The organism is Gloeobacter kilaueensis JS1 (genome assembly GCF_000484535.1).
Lineage (GTDB): Bacteria > Cyanobacteriota > Cyanobacteriia > Gloeobacterales > Gloeobacteraceae > Gloeobacter > Gloeobacter kilaueensis.
In genome coordinates, this window is record NC_022600.1 from 324,828 (window position 1) to 348,700 (window position 23,873).

The window sequence follows — 23,873 nt, forward strand, 5'->3', positions numbered from 1 at the left end:
CCCCCTACATTTTTCTCTTCGAACAATTCAGGATGCACGTCTTAGCCCTCCTGTGTTCCTTCATTCTAAACCCCTGTTACATTCTCGAAACCGGACCCGGTGCGCCCCCGCCTCCGTCCTGATGACAAACGTCCTCAAAAGCCCTAAAATAGAGAGCAAGACGCCAAAGACATAAAAATTGCCAAAAACATCGGCGGGCTGAAGAGCGGTTGTAGGCGGATTCTGCCCGCCCGCCACCCGGTGTTCCTCTTGCAGGCGGTTGACGCCGGTGGGCAGGCCAAATAAAGTGTTCCATATCCGATATCCGCAGCTTCGGGCACTAGATGCGGATTTTCGATATTTCGGATAGGCAGCATTTGAGGAGCACACGCTATGGCGATGGATGGGGCAGGAAGCCTGGAGCAGCAGATGGTGCTTTCGGAAGCCCAGAAGGCGGTGCTTCAAAAGTATCTCGTCGCGGACGAGCACAGCTGGGAAGAGGTCTGTCGGCGCGTCTCGCGCTTTGTGGCCAGTGCAGAGAAAACGCCTGAGCTGCAGCGCGAGTGGGAGCAAAAGTTTTACTCGGTCCTGGCACCGATGAAGATGATTCCGGGCGGCTCGATCCTGGCCAACTCCGATCATGGCACCCACGGCCTGCTCAACTGCTTCGTGCTCTCCGCCGAGGACAACATTCAAGACATCGCCAAACTGGTCACCGACGCCATCCTCACCACCAAGTTCAGGGGCGGCGTCGGCATCAACATCGGTGCAGAAGGCCAAAAAGGCTATATTCGTCCCAAGGGCTTCCCCTTCGCCGATGGCAAGGCGCTCGGGCCGTGCGCCGTTCTGGACATGATTTCCGAGACTTCCAAGAAGATCACTACCGGAAATAAAAGTCGCAGAGGTGCATTTATGTTCTCAATGCACTGGAAGCATCCGGACGTGCAGGAATTTGTTCAGGCAAAGACCCAGTCGGTAATGGACGCCCAGGCCGCCCGCCAGTTACTCGAACAGATGGCGGAGCTGGTGGTCGATAGGAGCCTGAGCGACGAGCAAAAAAATGCCCGGCTCGCTCAGATTCGATCCGAACTCGGCACCGCCTGGAAAGAAACCCACCTCTCGCCCCAGGGCACGCGGGACCGGCGCTGGCACAACGCCAATATCTCCGTGCAGGTGGACGACGAATTTTTTGAGCGGCTCGATGCGGGCGATCCAGCGGTCGTCGAACTGTGGGACAAAATTGCCGAATTTGCCCACGACACCGCCGATCCGGGTCTCCTGCTAAGTGACAACGCCAGGCGGCGCTCGCCGCTAAGAAATTTCATTACAACTACCAATCCTTGCGGCGAAATTTGGCTCCCTCCGAACTCTGCCTGCAACCTCGGTTCGATTGTGATCTCTCGATTTGTGTATCACACCGAGCAGGGCGCACAGCTCGACTGGGACGATCTGGGCCGGACGATCGAGATTTCGACGCGCTTTCTCGACGACGTGCTCGATGTCGCCGAATTTGCCACCCCGGCCCAGAAGCACAACGTCCGTCAGGTCTTTCGCCAGCTGGGCCTGGGGATCATGGGTTGGGCGGACTGGCTGAAGGTGCGCCGCATTCCCTACGACTCGCAGCTGCACCTGCAGGAGATCGACCGTGTGGGCCGATTTATTGCCGAGCGGGCCTACCGCGCCTCCGAGGCACTGGCAGCCGAGAAGGGTACCTGCGGCATCTGGGATGCGATCAAGGACGTGCGCACCGGCAATCCCTTCGAGCGCTGGACCGACGCTGCGGGCAACTTTTACAGCGGCGATGAGGCAGCAAGGGTAAACCTGCCGCTCACCCAAATGCCCCGGCGCAACTCGACGGTTCTGTCGATCGCTCCTACCGGTTCGATTGCCCAACTGGCGGCCTGCTCCTGGGCCTTCGAGCCCGACTTTGGCCTCACCATCTGGAAGCAGGTCTACGTCGATGCTTCGCGCTCCCAGCAAAATTGGGTACAGATTCTCAGCCCCTACGTCGAGGATTTGCATCTGAGCGAAGCCGATCGCGATCTGGTGCTCAAGACCGGCTCCCTGCAGGGGACAGCCTTTGCTCTTGCCCAGCCGGAGGAAGCAGCGGCCTTCAAGATCTCGCGCGAGATTCCCTGGCAGTGGCACGTACTGGCCCAGGGCCGCTGGCAGCAGTGGGTCGATTCGTCGATCTCAAAGACGATCAACTGCAGCGGCGAGACCACCGTCGAAGAGATCAAGGAGATGTACCGCTTTGCTGAGCGCAACGGCCTCAAGGGGATCACCGTCTACCGCGAAGGCACCCTCGAATCGGAACCGGTCAAGATCGGGGCGATCGAGGATGACAAACCGGCGATCATCCTGCCCACCCAGATAAGCAACAACGGCAACGGCAACGGCAACGACCCGATGCTGCCCCGGCCCTTCCTGGCGGGCGATGTCAGGCCGGCGATGCTCGACGAGGAGGTGTCCCAGGCGGCTTCGCTCATCGGCATTCACTACGATGACGGGCCGATGTACCTGAGCGAGCAAGCGCCGATCGATGACTGGACCAGCAGCGAGTTCAAGGGCGGCTGCGGCGGCGGTGTGCTGCACTACCAGATCTGGAGGCGCGAGAACGGTCGCAGGCTGCTGGTGGTGCGCAGCGACTCCTACTCCCAGTGCTTCATCAAAAATTGAATCCCCGGCCCGCCTGGAGCTGATCTGGAGCCTCAATTTTGTCCGGTTAGCTTGGTATGCTTGGATCTTGGATGCTTGTCGCCCAGGGGGCGGAGCTTTCAGATTCACGGTGCGTGTCTACCGGCTACAGGAGGGCCAATGGAACTCGGATCTGTCACTCATAAGGAATTGTTCTGTCGCAGCATCATCGATACGCACAAGCAATACGATCCACTGGAGATGCCCTGGCCGGAACTGGACGAGCCGGCCCTTGAACTGGTGCGCAGCATTCCTTTTTGGGAGGAAGCACTCTACCGCGAAATTCAGGCGGGCCGCCTGGTGAGCGCCTATGCCGAGACTGTAGACGATCCGCTCGTGCGCGAGGCGATCGCCATGCAGGGCGTCGAGGAGACCCGCCACGCCCGCTTGATCGAGGGGCTGATGCGCACCTACGACATCAAAGTTCGCCTGCGCCCGGTCGAGCCACTGCCTGCCGACCTCGAAGACGCTTTTATGGCCCTCGGCTACGAGGAGTGCCTCGACTCGTTCTTTGCCTTCGGCATGTACCGTCTGGCCGCCGACGCCCATATCTTTCCTGAAAAGATCTTCGCTATCTTCAACCAGCTCATCGACGAAGAAACGCGCCACAACCTCTACTTCATCAACTGGGCTGCCTACCACCAGATTCGCACGGGCCAGGGAGCAGAAATCATCCGTTCGTTGCGCTCGCTCTGGTACTACGGCCAGGCGCTGACCCGGCTGGTCAGCGGCTTTGCAAGCGGGACTGCCAATTCACCCGGATTTACCGCCCACGGCATCTCATCTTTTGCAATCGACCTGACTCCCGAAAAATTCATCCGCACCTGCCTCCAGGAGCAGGAGCTGCGGATGACAGCCTTCGACAGGCGGCTGTTGCGCCCCCAGCTGATGCCGACTCTGGCCGGGCTCGCCTCTCAGCTTCTCTCACTGTGGCCCTCCCCCCAGCCCCACTCCAGATCGGCGTAGAGGACCCCTGCAGCCCCACCGCAACCTTGTCTTAATCTTCCCTTCAACGAATCATTACCTTTAGCTATTACGCTAGCAGTAGTGTGCGAGGAGAAGAGATGCTCCAAGCGATCGCGTTGGCCTGGTTGTTGCTGGTTATCGGTGATGGCGTTTCTACTTTCTGCTATCACGTTCCTGAACACGTCCTCGGTCGATTGCACGTCCAGGTCCACCACGCCCCGCGCAAAAACTTTCGCCACTACGCGGTGCTATCTGGAAAACCGGTGGTAATGCTCGACGGCATTCTCGGGGCATTGCCCTACCTGCTGGTGGCGGCAGTGTTCTGGCCGCTGAGCGGGCCGGGGGTGCTTCTGGGTCTGGCCTTCGGGCAATTTCACGTCTGGTGGCGGCATACGACGGCCCTGGGCTGGCAGACGCCCAGAGCAATTGCAAAGCTGTGCGGCTGGCTTGGGATCACCACACCCGAGCAGCACTGGCAGCACCACTGCAACAGCTATACGGCCTACGGCGACATCTTTACCTTCTTTGACGCTCCCGCTCGCCTCTGGCTGAGGCAACTGCGGCGCTGGCGGCTCAACCGACGGCGCTACTTTTTTGCTGGTTGAAGCGTATCCAGACCGCTGGGGTAAAAGGCAAAGGCTCCGGCAGCGGCCAGGGCCAGCATTCCTGCCACGGGCCCGACCAACTGGATGCCGAGGGGATGGGCCGGGGTATAGCCGAAGGTGGCCTGCAGCCAGCCGAACTGGGCTGCCGCCAGGCCGTAGCTCACCTTGATCAAAAAACCCTGCAGGCCAAAGAACAGAGCGGCCCGCCCCTGGCCGCTGGGCAGGCTGTCCTGCTCGGCCTGCTCGGCCACCAGCGGATTTTGAACGGCACTCAAGATGCCCAGGGGTAAACCGAGGGCGGCAAAGATGAGCGAGGCCCAGCCCGTGGGAGAAAGCCCGCCCACCGACTGGCCAATCGTCGCCAGCAGCGGCAATAGACAGGCAAACAGGACGAGCGCCACGAGCATGATCTGCCGTTTGCCCAGCTTCGGCGTGAGGACGCGGGCAGCGAGCACAGAGAGGAGCGTCGTCGCAAACAAGATGCCCAGATAGGTTGCTGCCGCCTCCTTCGGCTGGCCCAGTAGAACGGTGACAAAGTACGTCGCTCCCGTGCGCACCATCGAAAAGCCCAGCCAGAAAACAAACAACATCGCCACCAGAGCCCGGAAGCCCCGGTTGCCCAGCAGGATCGTCCCCATTTCTTTTAAGGCCAGTCCCCCCGCTGCCACCGTCGGCAATTGCCGCACCGAAAGGGCACAGAGCACCATGACAGCGACTGCGCCACCGACAAAGAACAGGGCCGTCACCGGCAGGCGGCCTCCCAGGTACTTGAGGGCGATGCCGGAGAGCACCTGACCCACCAGTACCGCCACCAGAATCAACAGCGCCTGGGTGTTGGTGAGGCTGACCTGCTTGCCGGGGCTCTCGGCCATAGTCGGGATGAGGCCCAGGTAGGGCACGATAAAGCACGCCTGGCCCACGGTCATCAAAGGCAGCAGACCAAAAAGCCAGACGCCGATCCCCCCGCCTGTCTGAATAAATTCGGGAAGCCAGAATAAACCCATACCCACACCGCCGAAGACAATCGCCCCGAGCGCCAGAAAAAGCCAGGGCCGCCCTGATCGCGCTGCCCAAAAACCGACCAGCGGATTGGCCACCGCCTCCAATACCCGTGCGGCCAAAAAGGCATTGCCAAAACTCTGGGGATCGACGAGCCCCGCGCCCCGCTCCACCGGCGGCACGAAGAAGATTGTCAGCCACGTCTGCAAAAAAGCGTCGGCCACCGTGTAGCCGAAGACCCCCAGCAGGTAGGGCCAGATCGATAAACGCACCGGAGCGCTCATGCTCTCAGAATGCCCCGATTTCACCTCGATCGCAGTCGGGAAGACGACAACGATATATAAAGTATGTCTTATTCTCAGCCGTTCTGCAAAATTTTCCTCAACAGCATCTAAACATTATTAAAGTTCACAAAAAATTTGCTCACGCTGCGTCCGATTAACCCTTGCGGTAGATGGCGCACAGGCGATTCGGTTTGCTGATCTGCGCCTTGAATAGAAAGTTTGCCGGAACGTTGATCACGACGTACTCGCTGGACTTGTAGTAGGGCTCGAACTCGCGGGCCATGCCGTAGGGTGTCTGGGGGCTGTAGGGCACCGGCTGAAAAAGTAACTCCGTAAACTGCACCGCCGGTAAGCCGGTCGCAGCACAGATCTGAGCAGAGAAAGCCTCACCTGTGAGCAGGGCAAAGAGGGTCTCTTTTGCTTCCGGCTCCAGGACAAAGGCTCCGTCAAAGTGCATCGGACGCAGGTTCATGGGCTTATTCTCAGCGCACTGTTATCTTGCCACGGGTCTGAGGAGCAGACCAGATCTGCCGTTTCGTTGTACCGCCCAATCTGGCAATGCCGTTAGCCTGGAGGGACGTAGGGTTTGTGCGATGGGCCGCTGGCAACTGCCTAAAATTCCAACTGCGCCTTTTTGTCCCTCCGAGATCGAGGGGACGGTTTCTGTGCCGGAAGGGGCGAATACCTGGCAGCGCTTTTTGGCCTTTCTGGGGCCGGGCTATCTGGTGGCGGTGGGCTACATGGACCCCGGCAACTGGGCCACCGACATTGCCGCCGGATCGCAGTTCGGCTATGGGCTATTGTCGGTAATCTTGATTTCAAACTTTATTGCGGTGCTGCTCCAGACCCTCAGCGTCCGCCTGGGACTGGCCACCGGCCTCGATCTGGCCCAGATGTGCCGGGCCCAGTTTCCGGCCCGCCTCAACTTTGTGCTCTGGGTCTTCGCTGAGATCGCGATTGTCGCTACGGACCTGGCGGAGTTGCTGGGAAGCGCCCTTGCGCTCAAATTGCTCTTTGGCCTGCCGCTTGCCTGGGGAGTCTGCCTTACTGCCCTCGATATCGTCGTCGTTCTCGCTCTGCAGAGCCGGGGATTTCGCTGGCTGGAGGCGATGATTATCGGCCTCATCGCCACGATTGGCCTGTGCTTTATTGCTGAGATCGTCCTTGCAAAGCCGGACTGGGGAGCGGTGGCGGCGGGTTATCTTCCCCAACTCAGCATCGTCGAAAATCCCGGCAAGCTCTACCTCGCCATCGGTATCCTGGGGGCGACGGTGATGCCCCACAACCTCTACCTGCACTCCGCCATCGTCCAGACCCGTGCCTGGGACAAGGACAAGCGCGAGGCGGTGCGCTTTGCGACGGTCGATTCTACCATCGCCCTCTTCGCTGCCCTGCTCGTCAACTCGGCGATCTTGATCGTGGCGGCGGCCAGCTTTCACTTTCGGGGCTACCAGCAGGTGGCCGAAATTCAAGATGCCTATCGCCTCCTGGCACCGCTACTGGGCACCGGGGCAGCGAGCTTTTTGTTTGGCCTTGCCCTGCTCGCCTCTGGCCAGAGTTCGACTTTTACCGGTACCCTCGCAGGCCAGATCGTCATGGAAGGATTTCTCGATCTGCGCATTCCCTGCTGGCTGCGGCGGCTGTTGACCCGTGCCCTCGCGATCATTCCCGGCCTGTGCGGCATCTTGATCTTTGGCGAGGGCAGCATCGGCAAGATGCTCGTGCTCAGCCAGGTGATCTTGAGCCTGCAGTTGCCCTTCGCTGTCTTTCCGCTGTTGCTTTTTACGGCGAACCCGGCTTTGATGGGCCGCTTCACCAGCCCCGCCTGGATACAGGCGTTCGCCTGGATGGCCGGATTCGCCATCGCCGGGCTGAACGCCTGGCTTTTGATCCAGATTCTGTTTGTCTCGAATCCGGCTGTCTAGGAAATCCCCTGATCCTTGCCCTGACCCAACCGAAATCAGGCGCAACGACCGGCTGAAGTTGGTGAGTTTGGCCACCCCTTGCCCTGGGACGAAGGGGCAAAGGGAGGGAGCGGACGATGATTTATCGGTTTCTGAGACTGCCTGGTTCTTATAGAATCCGACTTTTTGGAAAATCCGAAGTTGGCAGATGAAGACTGTTTGCTCTGGACCAGGGTTTTAAAAGATTCATCAGCCTGGACAGTGGTTGAGAACGTATGGCAAAAACTTTATCTATGCCTCAAATTCTGGAGCTGTTTCTACCGGAATGCGTACTACCAAATACTGAGGCGGCAGCAGTCCTGGCGGACAGAGAATTATCTCACACTATCGACGGATGTAAGCGCAACAACTTCTCGTGAAGCTGGAAAGAGAACGAATTTTGCTCCCAAAGCCAGGAGGTTCTTATGGCAATCGGTACAAGCGATACCGTTGCAGCCCATGGCAATCATCGAGTCAGTATCGAGATTGCCGCGCCTCCAGAGCTTGCCTACGCACTCTGGACGCAGTTTGAAAAATTCCCCCGCTATTTCCGTCATATAGAGGCGGTAAGAGTGGATCCGAGCAACCGTCTGCTCCAGCAGTGGACCGGCAAGTTTCTTGGCACCAGCCAGACCTGGAACGCCGAAATTACCAACCTCACCCCCAACCGGATCATTGCCTGGCGCTCGGTAGACGGTTTCGAGAACAGCGGCTCGCTCACCTTCGAGCGCAACGAGGCGACCGAGCCCGCCGGTGAGGGCACGACGACGCTGACCCTCCAGATTGGCTACAACCCGCCCCTGGGCTTTCTAGGCGATGTGGCGGAGGCCGTCTGGTACAAGCAGCGCTTCGATGAAGCACTAGAAGAAGACCTTTCGCGCTTCAAAGATCTCTGCGAGGCACTTTATGCGCGCATCCTCGCCAGACGCGGCGAGGGCGACTCGCTCGACGCGGCGATGCAGGCGACGTTGATCGACGAAGGCATCCCCGAGCAGGCTTTGCCCAGCAAGATCGAGCGGGGCGAGTACGAGATGAACCACATTCCGTATCCGGGGGTGATCACGACGACCGAGCTCGGCAACCGGCTTGCCTGGGGCGAAGTCGCCTTTACGATCCTCGATGTGCGGCCCCTCGAGTACTACCAACAGGCCCACATCCAGGGCGCTTCCGCTGCGCCGCTGGAGTCGCTCGAAGAGCGCATCCAGCAGATTACAGCCCCCGAAACTTCCGGCTGGGACCGCCAGATCATCGTCTACTCCAATCGCGGCGACGGCTTGAGCGCTCTGGCCGCCGAGCGGTTGCGTGCCATCGGCTACAGCCGCGTCTTCGACTACGTAGACGGTTTTGAAGCCTGGCGCTCCACCCACGGACCGATCGAGACCCAGACCACCGGCCAGATCCCGAGCAAGGGCCTGCCGGAGCGCTCGGACTATCTGGAGCGCGTCACCGCCGCTCCGAGTGTCAACGACAACCCGATTGTCGGTGGCAGCGAGAGTGAGATGAGTCAGGAGAAGGTCTCGCCCAAATTTGCCGGGGGCGTGCCGGGGGCGCGCATCGCCGAGCAGCCTGCCAAGAGCGAGGAGCAGGTCCTGCGCGAGGCGGCCATGCATGAGCGGACGAGCGAAGAACTCGACCCGCGCGAGGACGAAGCAGCTGGCCATCGCCAGCAGAGCTGACCGCCTCTGGAGCTGCCGCCCGGAGGACAGGTCAATCTTCCGGGCGGTTTTGCTACTCCAGTCCTGCCGCCATCAGGCATTTAATCACGTAGGGGTGCAGTCCCTCTGGGATCGCCTGCACCCACCGATATTCCAGGTGAAAGCCGTCCAGCACCGGCACCGCGTTCGCCTCCACCGGATAGAGAAAAAAGCAGCTATTGATGCTGTGGATCGCAATCCCAGAAGGACCATCCGGGAAGATGGTCTCGGCTGTGTGGATGATGGGTCCGACGTGGCAATCGATGCCGACTTCTTCGAGCGCCTTGCGCCGGGCGGCGTCCTTCATCATCTCGTCCTTGAGCACCCGTCCGCCGGGTACCCACCACTGGCCCATCGCTGGGGGCACCTTGCGCCTGACGAGCAGGACCGCGCCCTGGGCGACGATCGCCACGTCCACGCAGGCGATGGGCAGGTTGGACAGGATCTGATCGTAGAGCGGCTGGGGAATATAGGGCCGTTCGGTTTTAGCAGGCGCGGCCTTCGGTGGAATACGCTTCATAGATAGACAAAACACTGCTGGACAGGCCATTGTCGCGGCAATCGCCTCTTCCCGTCAAGGGAGCCACGGCAGTAAAGATTTTTCTTGCTATACTGAGCGCATTGCGCATGCACTGTTGGCTAGCAGCGCGAGGAGTGCTAATCTCATTCCCGCGCTGTTTTCATGGGCATGGCGATGGAGTCGGAAATGCAAAGTTTGTGGCGGACCCTCGAGCGCCGGACGCTGGCGGCCAACCCTTACTGGAGCTACTGCTGCGATCGCTACCTGGCTCCAAATGGCGAGGCGAGCGACTATTACTACGTCCATACGCCGGGTTCGGTCCTCGCTGTGCCGCTCTTCGACGCGCAGACGGTGCTGATGGTGCGCCAGTACCGCTATTTGAACGGGCGCACCAGTCTCGAATTTCCGGGAGGCGGCTGTAAGGCGGGGCGCACACCGCTCGCCTGTGCTCAAGACGAATTGCAGGAGGAAACCGGCTATCGGGCCGCTCACTGGCAGGAACTGGGCGGCTTCAACCCCTGCAAGGGGCTCACCGACGAGTGGTGCTCGGTGTACCTGTGCCGGGATTTGCACGCTGCTCCCCTCGCCAATAGCGATCCTTTCGAGATCACTGCTGCTGAGGTGGTGACGATGGCGAGCATTCCCGAGCGCATTCGCGGCGGGGATATCTGGTGCGGGATGACGATCGCCGCCTGGTACCTGGCGGGTGCTAGTCTTTGAAGGCGGCGAGGAGCCGGGCGGCCACCGGGTCGAAGAATGCTGCTTGTTCGCGGGGGTACTGCAAAAAAAGATTTTTGAAGACGCCGTCTTTATAAATCATCTTGCGATGAAAGCACCAATGGCCCTCGAAACCGGAGACGACGAAGGCATTGTCCTTGAGTTCTTTGGCGGTGACGACCCGGTGGGAAGCGGTGTCGCTGCGGCCCGCCTCGCGGTACTCGATTTTGAGCGTCGTATCGAGCATGGCGCTCGTAAAGCCCCAGACGCGCAACTCCGCTTGACCGTCGCGAGTCACAAAGCGTTGGCCAGTGCCATTTTCTGCCTCGCCCAGAGGCACGAACAACCCTCCTGGGTAGCTTAGACAGAAACCAAAACGGCTGTTGCAGTAGGTTTCGGTCCGCTGAGTACCCGGCGATGCCACTTGGGCCGAGACGGCGGCAGCACAGACGAGAAGTGGTGCCAGAAACACCGAAAACTTTCTCACAAGCGATCTACAGGCAGGATCGTCGTCTATTGTTAGCACAGCGGCGGGTGGGCTCTGCATCTGGATAGACAGCAGCGATAGGAGCGGCAGCACTGCGTCCCTTGCAGCAGAAGAAAAACAAGACGAGCCTGCCACTGACTCCACCCATCCCCCCCGCAGCCCAGTTACAGTGAACCCCCCCTCGTATATTGCTATTGGTTCCAAGGTAGCGGTGAGGACTGTGCCCCCCCTTGCGGCTTTGACCGCGTGGAAGAGATTGTCCCCCGCTATCAAGGACCGGCAAAGCTGAACCGTATCGAGTGGCACTGACCACGTATCACGAGGCTAGACTTTTGCCGTCCTGCGGAACTTGCCTACCTCCTCTGAAGCTTCAACTGGAGACACTCATGCAGCGAGACGGTTCACAAAACGACTATCAGCTATTTGTCGGTATTGATGTGGCGGCACTCACTGTCACTGCCGCCTGGCTGCTCACCCACGCAAAGCCTACCGCTGCCATCACACTGCCCCAAACCCCCGAAGGACACTGCCAATTGGCCGAACGCTTACTCGCCGTCTGTCCCACCGCCGCTGAGGTGTTAGTGGTCATCGAAGCCACAGGCTCCTACTGGATGCGACTGGCCACATTTCTGGCGCTCAAAGGTTTTGCCGTCAGTGTGGTCAACCCCGCTCAGTCTCATTACTTTGCCAGGGCACTGCTCAAGCGTTCCAAAAGCGATGCGCTTGATGCCCAGACGCTTGCCCAACTCGCTGCCGCCCTGCAACCTGGTCTTTGGCAGCCGCCGCCTGAGATTTATTACCAACTCCAACAGCGCCTGCAGCATCGCGATGCCTTGCTGCAGCAACGCCAACAACTGCACAACCAGTTGCACGCTCTGCGGCAATTTCCGTTGGTGGTGGCGGCGGTACAAGCGAGTCTGGAGCAGTTGAGCCACACCTTCGATGAGCAGATTGCGCAGATGGAAGCTCAGCTAGAAGCGCTGCTCGCCCAAGACTCGCTTTGGCATCAAGCTGCAACCAAGCTGCGCACTATCAAAGGCATTGGGTCTGTCACCGCTGGGTGGGTGTTGGTGAGTACCCTCAACTTCGGCTGCTGTGCAACGGTGGAAGCGGCGGTGGCCTACGCGGGTCTCGCTCCCCGCTCCCACCGTAGCGGCACCAGCCTTCATAGACCAGAGCGCATCGGCCATGCAGGCAATGCCCGCTTACGCACGGCGCTGTATATGGCGAGCTTGAGTGCGATCCGCTGCAATCAGCAGATTAAAAGCTTTTACCAGCGGCTACGAGCAGCCGGTAAACCGGCAAAGGTAGCGCTTTGCGCTGCGGCTCGCAAACTCTTACACATTGCCTGGGCGGTTGTGAAAACAGACACGCCTTTCGATGCAGAGCACGGCAGGTTGGTTTGCTTGCAGTAGGGCGGAGGAAGAGAAGAAAGGAGGAGGCTGCTTGACTCTCAATACCGTATCTCTTCTCCTCTGCCCGGCGGGGCAGCCCCCCATTCGGGGGGCAGGGGAGGAGAGGGGGGGCAGGGGGGGTGTGGAGGGGTGGGGGACGGTTTTAGCAATACCCAAAAGCGCAAAAGAACAACCAACTCCCAAAAAGCCCGCTTCCCCCATCCAGCCCAAAACCTGATGCTTTTTTCGCTTCGTCTCCTTAGCAGTGAAGGTTAAACGTCGATGCTTCTGACTGAGAACGAAATTAATGCTGCAATAGAGACAGTAAAAGCTGCATTTCCCAACCTCAGCAATTGGCAGTACCAGAACACAGTGAGCAGCGAGTGCCCTGGATTCTCCCTGTGGGGCCAGTTCGTCCTCAAGCCTGATGGGCCCTGGACTAAAGACTTCTTCATCACATTCTATATCTACCAAGTCCAATGGCGTGGAAGCCTGACGGTAGGCCAACATGCTTACTTCTGGTCCAGCACGGAAGAGGGAGACTCCTACTTACTGAACACAGAATTGTGTGATTCTCTTGAAACAGCTATCGCAGCGCTCAAAGCAGAAATTTCCAGGCTTTTTGCAGCCTTCCTGGCTCTATAATCTGCGATATGATTTTCGGCTTATCAAGCGCTCCTTGTAACTCCTGACGTCCCGCGCAGCGATAGGCCACCCACCCCAGCGGTGAGCGTCTTGGGCGAACACCTGTGATGCTACGCCGATTCGGGCTTGGGCAGGGAACTGGGCAGGATGAGCAACTCGGAGGTCGAGCGCTTCTCGACCATCTCGCGGGTGATGATGCATTCGCGGATATCGGAGCGCGAGGGGATCTCGTACATCACCTCGAGCATCAACTCCTCGACGATGCCGCGCAGGGCACGCGCCCCGGTCTTGCGCCGGAAAGCCTCTTGGGCGATGGTCTTGATCGCCTCGGGCTCGAAGGTGAGCTTGACCGCGTCCATGCGCAACAGGCGCTGGTATTGCTTGAGCAGGGCGTTTTTGGGCTCGGTGAGGATAGCGATGAGCGCCTCCTCGTCGAGGGGTTCGAGCACGGCGATGGTCGGGATGCGACCGATAAATTCGGGGATGAGGCCAAATTTGACCAGATCGTCGGGTTCGAGCGCCTTGAGCGATTCGACCAGGCGCTTTTCACGGTTTTGGGGTTCGCCGCCCGCCTGAACAAAGCCCATGGCGCGCTTGCCGCTGCGCTGCTCGACCACCCGCTCCAGGCCGACGAAGGCACCGCCGCAGATAAACAAGATATTCGTCGTGTCGATCTGGATGTATTCCTGGTAGGGGTGCTTGCGCCCACCCTGGGGAGGCACGTTGGCGATCGTGCCTTCGAGCATCTTGAGGAGCGCCTGCTGGACACCCTCGCCCGACACGTCGCGGGTGATCGAGGGGTTCTCGGACTTGCGGGCAATCTTGTCGATTTCGTCGATGTAGATGATGCCGCGCTGGGCGCGCTCGACGTCGCCGTCGGCCACCTGCAGGAGCCTGAGCAGGATGTTCTCGACGTCCTCGCCCACGTAACCCGCCTCGGTGAGGGTGGTCGCATCGGCGATCGCAAAGGGCACATCGAGCAGATCGGCGAGCGTCTGGGCCAGGAGCGTCTTGCCGCAGCCAGTGGGACCGATGAGCAGAATGTTGGACTTGGAAATTTCGACTTCGTCGCCGTTTTCTTCGAGCTTGGAACTGAGGCGCTTGTAGTGGTTGTAGACGGCCACCGAGAGGATCTTTTTGGCTTCCTGCTGGCCAATCACGTGCTGATCGAGGAAGGACTTGATCTCCTGGGGCTTGGGAATTTTTTTAAGGGACGGCTCGCGGCGGCGCTCGCGGGAACCGGCTTTGACCTTGGCTGGTTGCGGCTGTGGCTGGGTCGCCCCTTCAAAGAGTTCTTCGTCGAGAATCTCGTTACACAGTTCGACGCACTCATCGCAGATATAGACCCCAGGCCCGGCAATCAGCTTGCGGACTTGCTCCTGGGACTTGCCGCAGAAGGAGCACTTGAGATGGGAGTCGTACTTGGGCATGGGGCCGCCTTGGTTGCAAGGGTTTACTGAACGGGAGGCGATTCGCCGGGTGCGGGTGACTCCACATCGCTGTTGTCTGCTTCGCCGGGCGAAGAGACAGCCTCGGAGGAGAGGGAGGGATCATCGCTGGGGGCCGCTTCTGCCGTCTCCGGCGAAAGCACCTCTATTGTAGAATGCCCGGCGAGCCAGTCCAAAATCTTCTCTGTGAGCATTTCCTCACGGGCAAAATCGGCGAGCGCCTGCTCGGAGACCGGCTCATCGAGATCGGCGCGCAGTTGCTCGACGCGCTCACTTACCTGGGATTCATCGACCTGGAGGTTTTCGAGGCGGGCCACCTGGGCGAGGGCGAGGGTGCGCTTGAGGCGATTTTCAGCGTCGCCTCTTAAAGTCTCCCGCAGCCGGGGCATGTTCTCTTCGGTGAAGATCCGGCTCGGATCGATGCCGCGCTGCTGCAGGTCGCGGATGCTCTGCTCGGCGAGAAACTGCACTTCGCGGTTGACGAGCGTATCGGGCAGATCGACGGTCGTCTGCTCGACGATCGCCTTGATGATCGCCGCGTCGCGGTTGGCGCGGGTCTGCTCGGTGGCCTGCTCCTGCTGCTGCTTTTCGAGAAATTCTCTTAACGCCTCAAGCGAATCAAATTCGCTGATGTCGCTGGCAAAATCGTCGTCGAGGGCAGGCAGGTCTTTGATCTTGAGGTCTTTAAGCGTCACCTCAAAGCGCGCCTCGACTCCCGCCAGTTCTGTCTGGGGATAGTCCGCCGGGAAGGTGAGATCGAGGGACTTGCTCTCGCCGATATTCATGCCGACGATGCCCTCGGTAAAGCCCGCGATGAGGCGGCCCGGCACCAGCTCGACTTCAAAATCGCTGGCTTTAGCTCCGCTAATCTCGCTGCCGTCGTCTCTGCGGCTGCCGCTAAAGTCGATGATCGCCGTGTCACCCGCCTCCGCCGGGCGGTTTTCGACCGGCACCAGCACCGAGCGCTGCTCGCGGTAGCGTTCGAGGGTGGCATCGACACTGGCCGGGTCGTAGGGCACCTCTTTGTACTGGATGGTGAGGCCGGTGTAGGTGCCCAGCGTCACCTCCGGCTGGACATCGACGGCGGCGTTAAAGCTCAAGGGTTCGCCCGGCTGGTAGCGGCCCAGCAATTCCTCGAACGAGTCGCGCAGTTGCAGGTTCCCCAGCGAGGCGATCGATTCTTGTTCGATCGCTTCTTTGATCGAGGAGTCGATGAGATTTTCGAGGGCAAGGGCTTTGAGGCGCTCCTTGCCATAAAACTGCAGCACCAACTGGCGCGGCGCTTTGCCGGGGCGAAAGCCAGGAATGCGCGCCTTGCGCACGTAGTCGCTCACCAGTTTTTCGTAGGCTTGTTTGGACTTGTCGCCTTCGACTTCGACGAGCAGGCCCATCTGGGAGCGCGGGAGTTTTTCTTGCGTAACTTTCATCGACTCAAAAAATATGAAGGACGGCGGCCAGCAGGCCAGACAGAGGCCCATTGTACACGCTCCATTGCCGCGCTGCCGACTGCGCAGACGGGGACGAAGCTGCAGCAAGACGAGGTTAAGATCGACAGCAAAGCATTTTAAGCACAAGAGCAATGGCAGAGAACGAGAGTGTAACCGAGAACTCCCAGCCGCCCGTAACGGCGGCAGCGGCGGCCCCGCCCACCGGCGATCCGGCGGGAACAGCAGGCAGCGACATCGACCAGGCTGCCCAACTCGAACAACTTGCCGCCACAAACACCCAGCTGCAAGAAAAGCTGGGCGAGCAGGAGCAGAAATATCTCAGGCTGCTGGCCGACTTCGACAACTTCCGCAAGCGCACCCAGCGCGAGAAGGACGAACTCGGCGCGTTCGTCTCCGCAAGGCTACTGCAGGAGATTCTGCCGGTACTCGACAACTTCGATCGGGCCCGCACCCACGTCCAGCCCGAAAACGAGCGCGAAGAAAAGCTACACAACAGCTACCAGCAGGTCTACCGCCAGTTTCTTGCCATCCTCGAAAAACAGGGCGTCCAGCTCCTTGAGGTGGTGGGCCAGCCCTTCAACCCGGCTCTGCACGAGGCGATCCTGCGGGAGGAGTCGAGTGAAGTGAGCCAGGAAACGGTCGTCGCCGAATTGCAAAAAGGCTACAGCCTGGGCGAGCGCGTGTTGCGCCCGGCGATGGTCAAGGTGGCCGTACCGGCGCACCCGGCCTGATTATGCTGGAGCGGTGTAGCGCCTCTGGATCGCCTCTAAGATCCGCTCGCGGCTTTGAGCGGCATCGAGGCCGGGTTCCGATTCGACTTGGGCCACCTCGTCGGCCAGATCCCGGTCCTTGATCGCCTCGCCAAACCAGCGGGAGTAATCGTGAGCCTGGAGGTGAAACAGCCAGGTCTCATCGTCGATGCCCTGGGCAAGCTGGCCAAAGAGGACCAGATTCTGGGCGCGCAGGTTGAGGCGATTGTCGGGGCCGCGAAAATAAAAGCTCTTGTCGGTGCCCAATTCCCCCTCCGCGTACTTGCGCAGGTGGCGGCGGCGCTCCATCTGGGGCGGCTTGATCTCGAAGCGCTCGGTTTGGCCGTCGCCGGTGCGGTGCCAGGCGAATACCTGCCCCGGCTCCAGTTTTTGGGGCTCTAGATCGGGGGGGACGCGGCCAATCGCCTCACAAAAAGCGCCGATCGTCCGTTCAGGCGTCTGACCGACGGCAAAGACGCTATCGACCGGCAGCAGGGCCGCCGGTGAGACGCTCTCCGGATGGACGGTGACCAGGATCATGCCCTTGAGCGCCTGGGGCAGGGTCAGGGTCGCCGGATCCCAGGTGGAAGGAAGCAGGTGGTGCGCCTCATCGACGACGATCCAGTGGGGCCGGGCGGTCTGGACGCGCAACTGCTGCAGTTGCGGCAGCAGGTCCGCAAAGAAGGCGGGCCGATCCGCGAGTGGAATACCGAGGAGGTTGACGACGACGTTGTGATCGGGCCGCTCAAGCAATTCGAGGACCTTTTCTGGTACCGGCGGCTGGTGGCTGTCGCCGATCACGAGTGCCCCCTCGAATTCGGCGTAGTCGCCCTCCGGGTCGATGATGCAGAACTGGTAACCGCGCTCGACCAGTCGTTCGAGCATCCCGGTCGTAAAAGTCGTCTTGCCGCCGCCGGAGGTGCCGGCGAGCAGCACGCTCGTGCCGTAGGGTCTGAGATACACTTCTGAGCCGTCCTCGCGGTTGCCGAGCAGGATGTCGTGGCGGCTGATCGAAGGCTCGATATCGGCCAGATCGCTTTCTACCAGCCGCTCGATAAGTTCGATCACCCCTGCCCCCCGCGCGCCCCCGGTGACAAAATCTGCCAGATCCTTGAGGGCCGGCAGGGCGTTGGCGACGGCGACGGCGCACTCGCAGGCGCTCAAAAAAGCGTGGTCGTTTTCGGCGTCTCCGACACCTGCGACGTTGTGAGGAGAAAGGCCCAGTTCTGCTAGAGCCGCCGCGAGGCCGCTTGCCTTGTTGATCCCGGCGGGCAGGACCATCACCGCCCCCTTGTTGAAGATCACCTGCAGCTCAAGGCCCAGGTCGCGGATCGCAGCGAGCACCGCCGTCTCGTTGGGCTCCCAGGTGGCCACAATCACATGGCCCACCGACAGCGGCGAGACGTTCTGTTCTTTGAGCCGCTCGACAAAGGCTTCCGGCGGCGCAGCGGCCAGCGGCACCGCCTCGCGGCTGGCAGGCCGATACAGAAGCGCCCCATTTTCGGCTACCACCCGCTCAAAAAGTTCGAGGTGCGGAAAGGCGCGTTCGAGATCCTCCAGTTCGCGCCCGGTCACCAAGAGCAACTTGCGACCAGAATTGCGCAATTTTCGCAGCGCCTGGAGGGTAGCTTCGTCCACGCGGCCATCGGCAGCGAGGGTGCCGTCGTAATCGCAGGCCAGAGCCAGGTAGTGCATAAAAGGTCCGCCTTGGGCTCAGACAGTGCCCTCAGTGTCCGATGACAATCTGGCGAAGCGGATGTGTCCAAGGAGAGATTCGTGCCCGGTTCCTACCACCGACAGACAAGCAGGCGGCGCGGTCTCTATCGGAATGTAGCTCCGGGGCGAGTTGGGAGGACTCTACAGTGTTGGGCGTAGTGATAAAAAGGCGGCACCGATGCCCGAGAACGATAAGCAGCCCGGTCTGGCGGAGCAGGCACTCAACAAGGCGGCAGAAATGGGCCTGACGAGCCAGTTGCGCGACGTCGAGAAGATGGACGTGGCGATCAAGACCAATCCCCTCAAGCTCATCCAGGGAGAAGTCGAGGCGGTGAGCGTCGAGGGCGAAGGGCTGCTGATGCAAAAGGATCTGCGCGTCGAAAAGCTCGAAGTGCAGGCGGGCCGCATCTCGATTAACCCCCTCGCCGCCGCCCTGGGCAAGATCGAACTGGAGCAGCCCACCGAAGCGACCGCCCGCGTCCTGCTTACCGAGGCCGATTTGAACCGCTCGCTCAACTCCGAGTACATCCGGGGGATGCTGCAGAATTTGCAGATCGAAGCCGAGGGCAGAGCGCTCAGCGTCGATGTCCAGCAGGTCGAAGCGAAGCTGCCGGGCGAGGAGCGCCTCTGGATGCGCTCGCGCCTCTCCATCCACCAGACAGGCGAGACCCAAGAAGTCACCTTCACCGCCCGTCTGGTGCGCTCGGGCAATCGGATCGCCCTCGAAGACATTCAGTACCCCGAAGGCGGCGATCTTTCGCCCGAGCTGACGGCTGGACTGCAGGTCAAGGCGAACGAACTGGGCAACATCAGCAACTTCGAGCTGGACGGGATGTCCCTGCGCCTCCAGACGCTCGAAGTGCGCCGGGGTGAAATCGATCTTACCGTCGAGATCTACGCCGAGCAGTTTCCGAGCTAGTTAGAGTCCCTGCTTCTCCGCCTCGTACTCCTGGACTTTTTCGACCTGCTTTTTCTTGAGAACGAGCAGCAACTGGCAGACGAAGGCCGCCGCCAAAAAGGCGATGAGCCAGGTCACCCGCTGCGGATCTTGAAGCACGATGTCGCCCTCCTCCTGACCAAAGCCACCGACGTTCGGGTCGTTGGTGAGGGGGTCGCCCGCCTTGAGCTTGGCTCCGACTTTGAGCGTCTCCAGCAGCTTCGGTCCGGGGGGAATATTGACGACGGTCGGCTTTCCCTTCTCGTCGGTGATCGTCACCCGCTCGCCGTTCTCGTACTCAAAATCGACCGGTTCGGTGCCGAGGCCGTACTGGAGCTTGGCTGTAACCTTGACGCCCTTTTCGATGTTGGCCACGGTACCGGCGACGGGGCTCGTGTACTGGGCATTGTTGCTCGCAGTGCCGTTGGAGTAGACCTGGCCTCTGCCCCGGTTCGCCCCGACGTAGAGCGAGTACTTGCCAAAATTTACCCGCTCCTCTTTGCTCACGCCCTTAGCGTTCGGATCGGGCGCTTTGATCGGGACGATAAATTCCTGGTCTTTGACCTGGTCGGAGCCGATCTGATTGATGATGTAGGTGGTCGGGTGCTCCTTGAGCTTTTCGGGCTTGTCGGCGTAGAGCTGTACGGCGGGGTACTTCTCCATCGCCTCCTTCGCTTCTTTGTCCCACTCTTTTTCGGGGGCGAGGTTAAAGCCCTTCGGCAGCTGAATATAAGCGCCCAACTGCACGACTGCCGGGCTGCCGTCTGCGCCGACTTCCTGGACTTTGGGATCCCAGGGCACCTTGACTTTGAGATTAAACACCTGCCCCGGCTCGACCGACTGCGGAAACTCGACCTCGGTCTGTTTCAGGCCGAGGTGACAGTTCGAGCAGACAATTTTGCCCGAGGCGTCGCGCGCCTCCGGGTAGGCGGCGGCGAACGCCGGCCAGGCTGAAGCCTTTTGAGGCACACTCCACAGGCCCGCCGCCGCAACCAGGGCCCAGGCCATCCATTGCTTTTTCATTGCATTCTCCACCCGAATCTGCGTCGCTTACTTCTTCCAGTACGGATCTTTGTTGCACCAGAGATCCGAGCAGCGAAAATCCTGCTCGGTCCAGGGCGAAAAGACGACATGGTTATCCTGGACCGCTGCCTTGACCAGGGCAAGGGGCATCGGGGCCGGACCACGGTGCAGGCTACCGTCGGCATTGTACTGTGAACCGTGGCAGGGGCACTTGAATAGCTGCGCGCCAGTGTCCCAGGGTACGACACAGCCAAGGTGGGTGCAGACGGCGTTGATGCCGTAGTTGGCGATCTGCTTGTCGTTGATGACGATGTAGGTCGCATCGCCGCCGTTGACATCGATGCCGAGACTGATCACCCGGTCGATGGGAGCAGAATCGGCGAGGAGCTTATCGACGGCGATGTCTTTGCCGGCGCGATCTTTGGCTGTCGCCCCACCGCCGCCGCCCGAACTGGAAGGCGGCAGAAAATACTGAACAACTGGATAAAGGGCGGCAAGGGTCGTAGCCGCGATCGCCCCGCCCGTCACGTACGAGAGCAGCTGGCGGCGGCCCATCGAGATCTCTTGTGCTGCAGATTCGCTCATGGTTCTCCCTTTAAGGAGTGTGCTGTAACAAAAGGACTTGAAAAGATATTAACGACTGATCCCCGAGATTGCGAACAATTGCTTAACAGAGATTAACATTTCTTTGCATGAGCACTCATGGCGGGCCGGTGCGGCCAGGGGAGCGGGCCTGCGAGGTTAAGATTGCAGAGTAGCGACCGGCGGGTGGGCGGTGAAAAAGGCACTGGTGGTTCTATCCGGCGGGCAGGATTCGACGACCTGCGCGGCTCTGGCCTGCCGGCAGTTCGACGCGGTGTACGCCGTTACCTTCGAGTACAACCAGCGCCACGCCATCGAGCTTGAAAGTGCCCAAGCCGTGAGCGAAGCGCTGGCTCTAGCGGGACAGGAGGTGATCCGACTGGGCCCGGTGCTCAAGGGTACCAGTCCCCTCGTGAGCGACGCCCCCGTTGGCGAGTACGATTCGCCCGAGCAGTTGCCCGGCGGTGTGGAGCCGACGTTTATTCCTGGGCGCAATATTTTGTTTCTCACCATCGCCGCCAACCGCGCCTACTGCCTGGGCTGCCGCGACATTTTTATCGGCGTCTGCGAGGCAGATTTTGCCGGTTACTGGGACTGCCGCCAGCTTTTTATCGATGCGATGGCAAAGGCGCTGGGAGAGGGCATCTACGGCGATCCGGCGGCCCTGCGCATCCATGCGCCCCTGATGCATCTGAGCAAGGCTCAAACCGTCCGCCTCAGCGCCGAAGTGTTGGGCGAGCGCTTCGAGGAGGTGCTGGAGCAGACCCATACTTGCTATCAAGGAATAAGAGGCGGCTGTGGCCGATGCCACGCCTGCATTCTCCGCGACCGGGGTTTTCGAGAAGCGAAGATTGCCGATCCGATCTGGAAATATCGAAAAGAGCCGATAAAACTGTGAATACATCCACCACACCGATTTTGAGCACTGCCACCCAGAGCCTGCTTGTCCAGGAGTGCTTTGGCCCGACGATCCAGGGCGAGGGCTACTGGGCGGGGACGCTGGTCGATTTTATTCGTCTTTATGGTTGCCCGGTGGGCTGCCCCTGGTGCGACACCGGTTACGCGGGCGGTGGCTCCCACCTGCCCTGCGAGCGGCGAACGATAGGCGAACTGGTTGCCGCCCTGCAATCGCCCCGCACGGTGATCTCGGGGGGTGAGCCTTTTCTCCACGCGGGCATCGTCGCCCTCGTAGAAGCGATCGGCAAAAGTGGCCGGGCCGTCTCGATCGAGACTTCCGGCGCGTTCTATCAGCCGGTGGCCGATTGGGCCTGGGTGACCCTCAGTCCCAAGCAGCACCTCTCGCCGCGCTACCCGGTGCGGCCTGAAATCTGGCAGCGGGCGAATGAGGTCAAGATCGTGATTTCCACGGGCGAAGAAGTCGAGTACTACCGCCCCTACCTGCTGCCCGGTGTGCCCGTCTCGCTGCAGCCGGAATGGGAGGAGCGCGAGCGCACCCTGCCTCTAACGCTCTCGCTGCTCAGGAACTATCCCCGCTACCGGCTCTCGGTCCAGCTGCACAAGTACATTCAGGTGCCCTGATGGAAGCGCCCTACCTGACGGTAGTCGCCCCCGACCGGCAGGTATATCCCGGTACGATTCGCTATGAGTACCGGATCGCCGCCGGTTTTCGTCGCCGCCACGCCAACCCGCCCCTCTGGCACGACCGGCACGAGCACGAATTTACCGTCACCCTCGAACTGGCTGCCTTCCGTCCGCCCACCGGTCTTTACGGCCTCGACATGGTTGCCCTCGAAGAGCAGCTCAAGCGCTGGACAGCCGCAATACCGCCTGTGCTCAACGATTGCCCGCTCTGCCCCCACGGCACCACCGAGGAGCTGTGCCACTACTTTGCCTCGCTGCCCCTCGAAAGCCACGTTCAGCTATTGGCAGTGAGCGTCGCCGAATCGCCGGAGCGGGTGACAATCTTGCGGCTGGCCCACCCGGACCGCTAGCGGACACGCCTGGTAGATTGGCACTTTCGGGCAGAAGAACTGTATGGAATTTCGATCTTTCTGATACACTCTTCTGTGGCCCTCCGGGGCTGCCCTTCAAAACTGTGAGGAGTAATACATGTTTGTGCCTAAGGCTGGCCTTTCGGGCCAGGCGCTCGTTTTGGCTGGCATCCTGACTGTGAGCATCCCGATGGCAGCGCTGGCCCAGAGCGCGCCGCCCTCCGCCTACCAACTGGGACGCCCACTCTACATCGACATTAAAGGGGGTGCCGCCTTTCCCACCGCCCAGAGCAGCAGTGGGTTCCGTTTCGCCCCAGATACAGGCTTCAACGTCGGCCTGGCGGTCGGTTATCGCTTCTCCAACAACCTCCGCGCCGATCTGGAATTTTCGTACTTTAACTCGAACGTGCCCGGCACTCGGGGATTTGTTTTTGGCTCGCTGGGGTTTACATCCGGACCGCCGGTGTTCGCACCGCTGTCCCCGATTACGACCAATAGCAAAGCCGAAAATTTTGCTGGTCTGGTGAACCTCTACTATGACTTCGACACCGGTTCTGCGATTCGGCCCTACCTGGGTGTGGGCATCGGCTACAGCAGCTTTAACTACACGGGCAGCGGCAGCTTCAGCCAGGGGCTATTTGCCTACCAGGCCCGCGCCGGAGTGAATTTTGGCCTCTCCCCCGAACTCGAACTGCTTTTGGGCTACCGCTTCTTTGGCACCACCTCGATCACCTTCCCGGCAGCTGCCACAGGTTTCGGTACAGCGATCGATGTTGGGGGCCAGGCCATTCACAACGTCGAACTCGGACTGCGCTTCAATCTTTAGGTGAACGGCCCGGCTTTTCTGCTACGGTCCTCGCCATAAAGCATGTACTCAAACTGTCAGGATTTAGGCAGTTGGCGTCCCGTTCCTCAAGCTTTTTTGCTGGCATTTAGCAAAATCGAAGACGCTGCATGTCCTGCAGCGTCTTCGATTTTGTTGAGGGAACAACCTCTGGGACAGGACTATGCCTGTTTCTATTTTGTTGATAGTGACGGTAATCTTTGCGAAAGATGCGATTTACACCGGTTATTTAAATTCAGGATGC

Annotated in this window: 23 protein-coding genes; 14 read left to right on the forward strand and 9 right to left on the reverse strand. The window is 60.2% G+C overall.

The genetic code is table 11. The features are described 5' to 3' along the window. Window positions 1-408: 408 nt before the first annotated feature. The 3 genes from GKIL_RS01415 (at window position 409) to GKIL_RS01425 (ending at window position 4,247) form a co-directional block, all read left to right on the forward strand. The gene (locus tag GKIL_RS01415) at window positions 409-2,658 is read left to right on the forward strand and encodes an adenosylcobalamin-dependent ribonucleoside-diphosphate reductase (RefSeq protein WP_081705349.1); all 2,250 of its coding nucleotides are present in this window, start codon (window positions 409-411) and stop codon (window positions 2,656-2,658) included. 138 nt (window positions 2,659-2,796) lie between these two features. Beyond that, window positions 2,797-3,642 (forward strand): hypothetical protein, encoded by an 846-nt coding sequence (locus GKIL_RS01420; protein ID WP_023171556.1) that lies wholly within the window; start codon window positions 2,797-2,799, stop codon window positions 3,640-3,642. A 98-nt stretch (window positions 3,643-3,740) separates the two neighbouring features. Next, complete coding sequence (locus tag GKIL_RS01425; protein WP_023171557.1) at window positions 3,741-4,247, forward strand: sterol desaturase family protein; 507 nt, start codon at window positions 3,741-3,743, stop codon at window positions 4,245-4,247. Here GKIL_RS01425 and GKIL_RS01430 read toward each other — a convergent pair. Beyond that, window positions 4,229-5,518, reverse strand: a complete 1,290-nt coding sequence (locus GKIL_RS01430) for an MFS transporter (protein ID WP_187293870.1) — start codon at window positions 5,516-5,518, stop codon at window positions 4,229-4,231. The two genes, GKIL_RS01425 and GKIL_RS01430, sit on opposite strands and share 19 nt — an antisense overlap. A 166-nt stretch (window positions 5,519-5,684) precedes the next feature. Next, window positions 5,685-6,002 carry a hypothetical protein gene (locus tag GKIL_RS01435; RefSeq protein WP_023171559.1) on the reverse strand — a complete coding sequence of 106 codons (318 nt, stop codon included), beginning with the start codon at window positions 6,000-6,002 and terminating at the stop codon, window positions 5,685-5,687. A 121-nt stretch (window positions 6,003-6,123) separates the two neighbouring features. On the opposite strand from GKIL_RS01435, the gene GKIL_RS01440 reads away from it, so the two are divergent. Further along, window positions 6,124-7,455, forward strand: coding sequence for an Nramp family divalent metal transporter (locus tag GKIL_RS01440; protein ID WP_023171560.1), 1,332 nt, complete (start codon window positions 6,124-6,126; stop codon window positions 7,453-7,455). A 443-nt stretch (window positions 7,456-7,898) separates the two neighbouring features. Beyond that, a complete protein-coding gene (locus GKIL_RS22070; RefSeq protein WP_023171561.1) occupies window positions 7,899-9,149 on the forward strand; it encodes an SRPBCC family protein in 1,251 nt (416 codons plus the stop codon). A gap of 52 nt (window positions 9,150-9,201) precedes the next feature. On the opposite strand, the gene GKIL_RS01450 is transcribed toward GKIL_RS22070, so the two are convergent. Further along, the gene (locus GKIL_RS01450) at window positions 9,202-9,687 is read right to left on the reverse strand and encodes an NUDIX domain-containing protein (RefSeq protein WP_023171562.1); all 486 of its coding nucleotides are present in this window, start codon (window positions 9,685-9,687) and stop codon (window positions 9,202-9,204) included. A 186-nt stretch (window positions 9,688-9,873) separates the two neighbouring features. Here GKIL_RS01450 and GKIL_RS22075 point away from each other — a divergent pair, with 186 nt between their 5' ends. Then, window positions 9,874-10,407, forward strand: coding sequence for an NUDIX domain-containing protein (locus GKIL_RS22075; protein ID WP_187293871.1), 534 nt, complete (start codon window positions 9,874-9,876; stop codon window positions 10,405-10,407). Here GKIL_RS22075 and GKIL_RS01460 read toward each other — a convergent pair. Further along, window positions 10,397-10,876 carry a hypothetical protein gene (locus GKIL_RS01460; protein WP_051382588.1) on the reverse strand — a complete coding sequence of 160 codons (480 nt, stop codon included), beginning with the start codon at window positions 10,874-10,876 and terminating at the stop codon, window positions 10,397-10,399. The two genes, GKIL_RS22075 and GKIL_RS01460, sit on opposite strands and share 11 nt — an antisense overlap. A gap of 401 nt (window positions 10,877-11,277) precedes the next feature. Between GKIL_RS01460 and GKIL_RS01465 the strand changes: the two genes are divergently transcribed. Further along, on the forward strand, window positions 11,278-12,306 hold the full coding sequence (locus tag GKIL_RS01465; protein ID WP_023171280.1) for an IS110 family RNA-guided transposase: 1,029 nt from the start codon (window positions 11,278-11,280) through the stop codon (window positions 12,304-12,306). Between the two features lie 261 nt (window positions 12,307-12,567). Next, window positions 12,568-12,930, forward strand: coding sequence for a hypothetical protein (locus tag GKIL_RS01470; RefSeq protein ID WP_023171565.1), 363 nt, complete (start codon window positions 12,568-12,570; stop codon window positions 12,928-12,930). Between the two features lie 110 nt (window positions 12,931-13,040). Here GKIL_RS01470 and clpX read toward each other — a convergent pair whose 3' ends face one another. Beyond that, complete coding sequence (clpX, locus tag GKIL_RS01475; RefSeq protein ID WP_023171566.1) at window positions 13,041-14,360, reverse strand: ATP-dependent protease ATP-binding subunit ClpX; 1,320 nt, start codon at window positions 14,358-14,360, stop codon at window positions 13,041-13,043. Between the two features lie 23 nt (window positions 14,361-14,383). Then, window positions 14,384-15,805: a trigger factor gene (gene tig, locus GKIL_RS01480; protein WP_041244210.1), complete on the reverse strand. Its 1,422-nt coding sequence runs from the start codon at window positions 15,803-15,805 to the stop codon at window positions 14,384-14,386. A gap of 152 nt (window positions 15,806-15,957) precedes the next feature. Between tig and grpE the strand changes: the two genes are divergently transcribed. Then, a complete protein-coding gene (gene grpE / locus GKIL_RS01485; RefSeq protein ID WP_023171568.1) occupies window positions 15,958-16,557 on the forward strand; it encodes a nucleotide exchange factor GrpE in 600 nt (199 codons plus the stop codon). On the opposite strand, the gene GKIL_RS01490 is transcribed toward grpE, so the two are convergent. Further along, window positions 16,558-18,270 (reverse strand): HAD family hydrolase, encoded by a 1,713-nt coding sequence (locus tag GKIL_RS01490; protein WP_023171570.1) that lies wholly within the window; start codon window positions 18,268-18,270, stop codon window positions 16,558-16,560. A gap of 199 nt (window positions 18,271-18,469) precedes the next feature. Here GKIL_RS01490 and GKIL_RS01495 point away from each other — a divergent pair, with 199 nt between their 5' ends. Continuing rightward, window positions 18,470-19,210: an LmeA family phospholipid-binding protein gene (locus GKIL_RS01495; protein ID WP_023171571.1), complete on the forward strand. Its 741-nt coding sequence runs from the start codon at window positions 18,470-18,472 to the stop codon at window positions 19,208-19,210. On the opposite strand, the gene GKIL_RS01500 is transcribed toward GKIL_RS01495, so the two are convergent. Then, window positions 19,211-20,251: an apocytochrome f gene (locus GKIL_RS01500; RefSeq protein ID WP_023171572.1), complete on the reverse strand. Its 1,041-nt coding sequence runs from the start codon at window positions 20,249-20,251 to the stop codon at window positions 19,211-19,213. Window positions 20,252-20,278: 27 nt separating this feature from the next. Continuing rightward, complete coding sequence (petC, locus tag GKIL_RS01505; RefSeq protein ID WP_023171573.1) at window positions 20,279-20,836, reverse strand: cytochrome b6-f complex iron-sulfur subunit; 558 nt, start codon at window positions 20,834-20,836, stop codon at window positions 20,279-20,281. Window positions 20,837-21,026: 190 nt separating this feature from the next. Between petC and queC the strand changes: the two genes are divergently transcribed. The 4 genes from queC to GKIL_RS22080 all read left to right on the forward strand — a co-directional run bounded on the left by queC (window position 21,027) and on the right by GKIL_RS22080 (window position 23,611). After that, complete coding sequence (gene queC, locus GKIL_RS01510; protein WP_041243651.1) at window positions 21,027-21,731, forward strand: 7-cyano-7-deazaguanine synthase QueC; 705 nt, start codon at window positions 21,027-21,029, stop codon at window positions 21,729-21,731. Further along, window positions 21,728-22,372, forward strand: coding sequence for a 7-carboxy-7-deazaguanine synthase QueE (locus GKIL_RS01515; protein WP_023171575.1), 645 nt, complete (start codon window positions 21,728-21,730; stop codon window positions 22,370-22,372). Before queC ends, GKIL_RS01515 begins: the two co-directional genes overlap by 4 nt. Beyond that, window positions 22,372-22,785 carry a hypothetical protein gene (locus GKIL_RS01520; protein ID WP_023171576.1) on the forward strand — a complete coding sequence of 138 codons (414 nt, stop codon included), beginning with the start codon at window positions 22,372-22,374 and terminating at the stop codon, window positions 22,783-22,785. The genes GKIL_RS01515 and GKIL_RS01520 overlap by 1 nt, the downstream gene beginning before the upstream one ends. Window positions 22,786-22,903: 118 nt before the next feature. After that, window positions 22,904-23,611: an outer membrane protein gene (locus GKIL_RS22080; protein WP_023171577.1), complete on the forward strand. Its 708-nt coding sequence runs from the start codon at window positions 22,904-22,906 to the stop codon at window positions 23,609-23,611. Window positions 23,612-23,873: the final 262 nt, after the last annotated feature.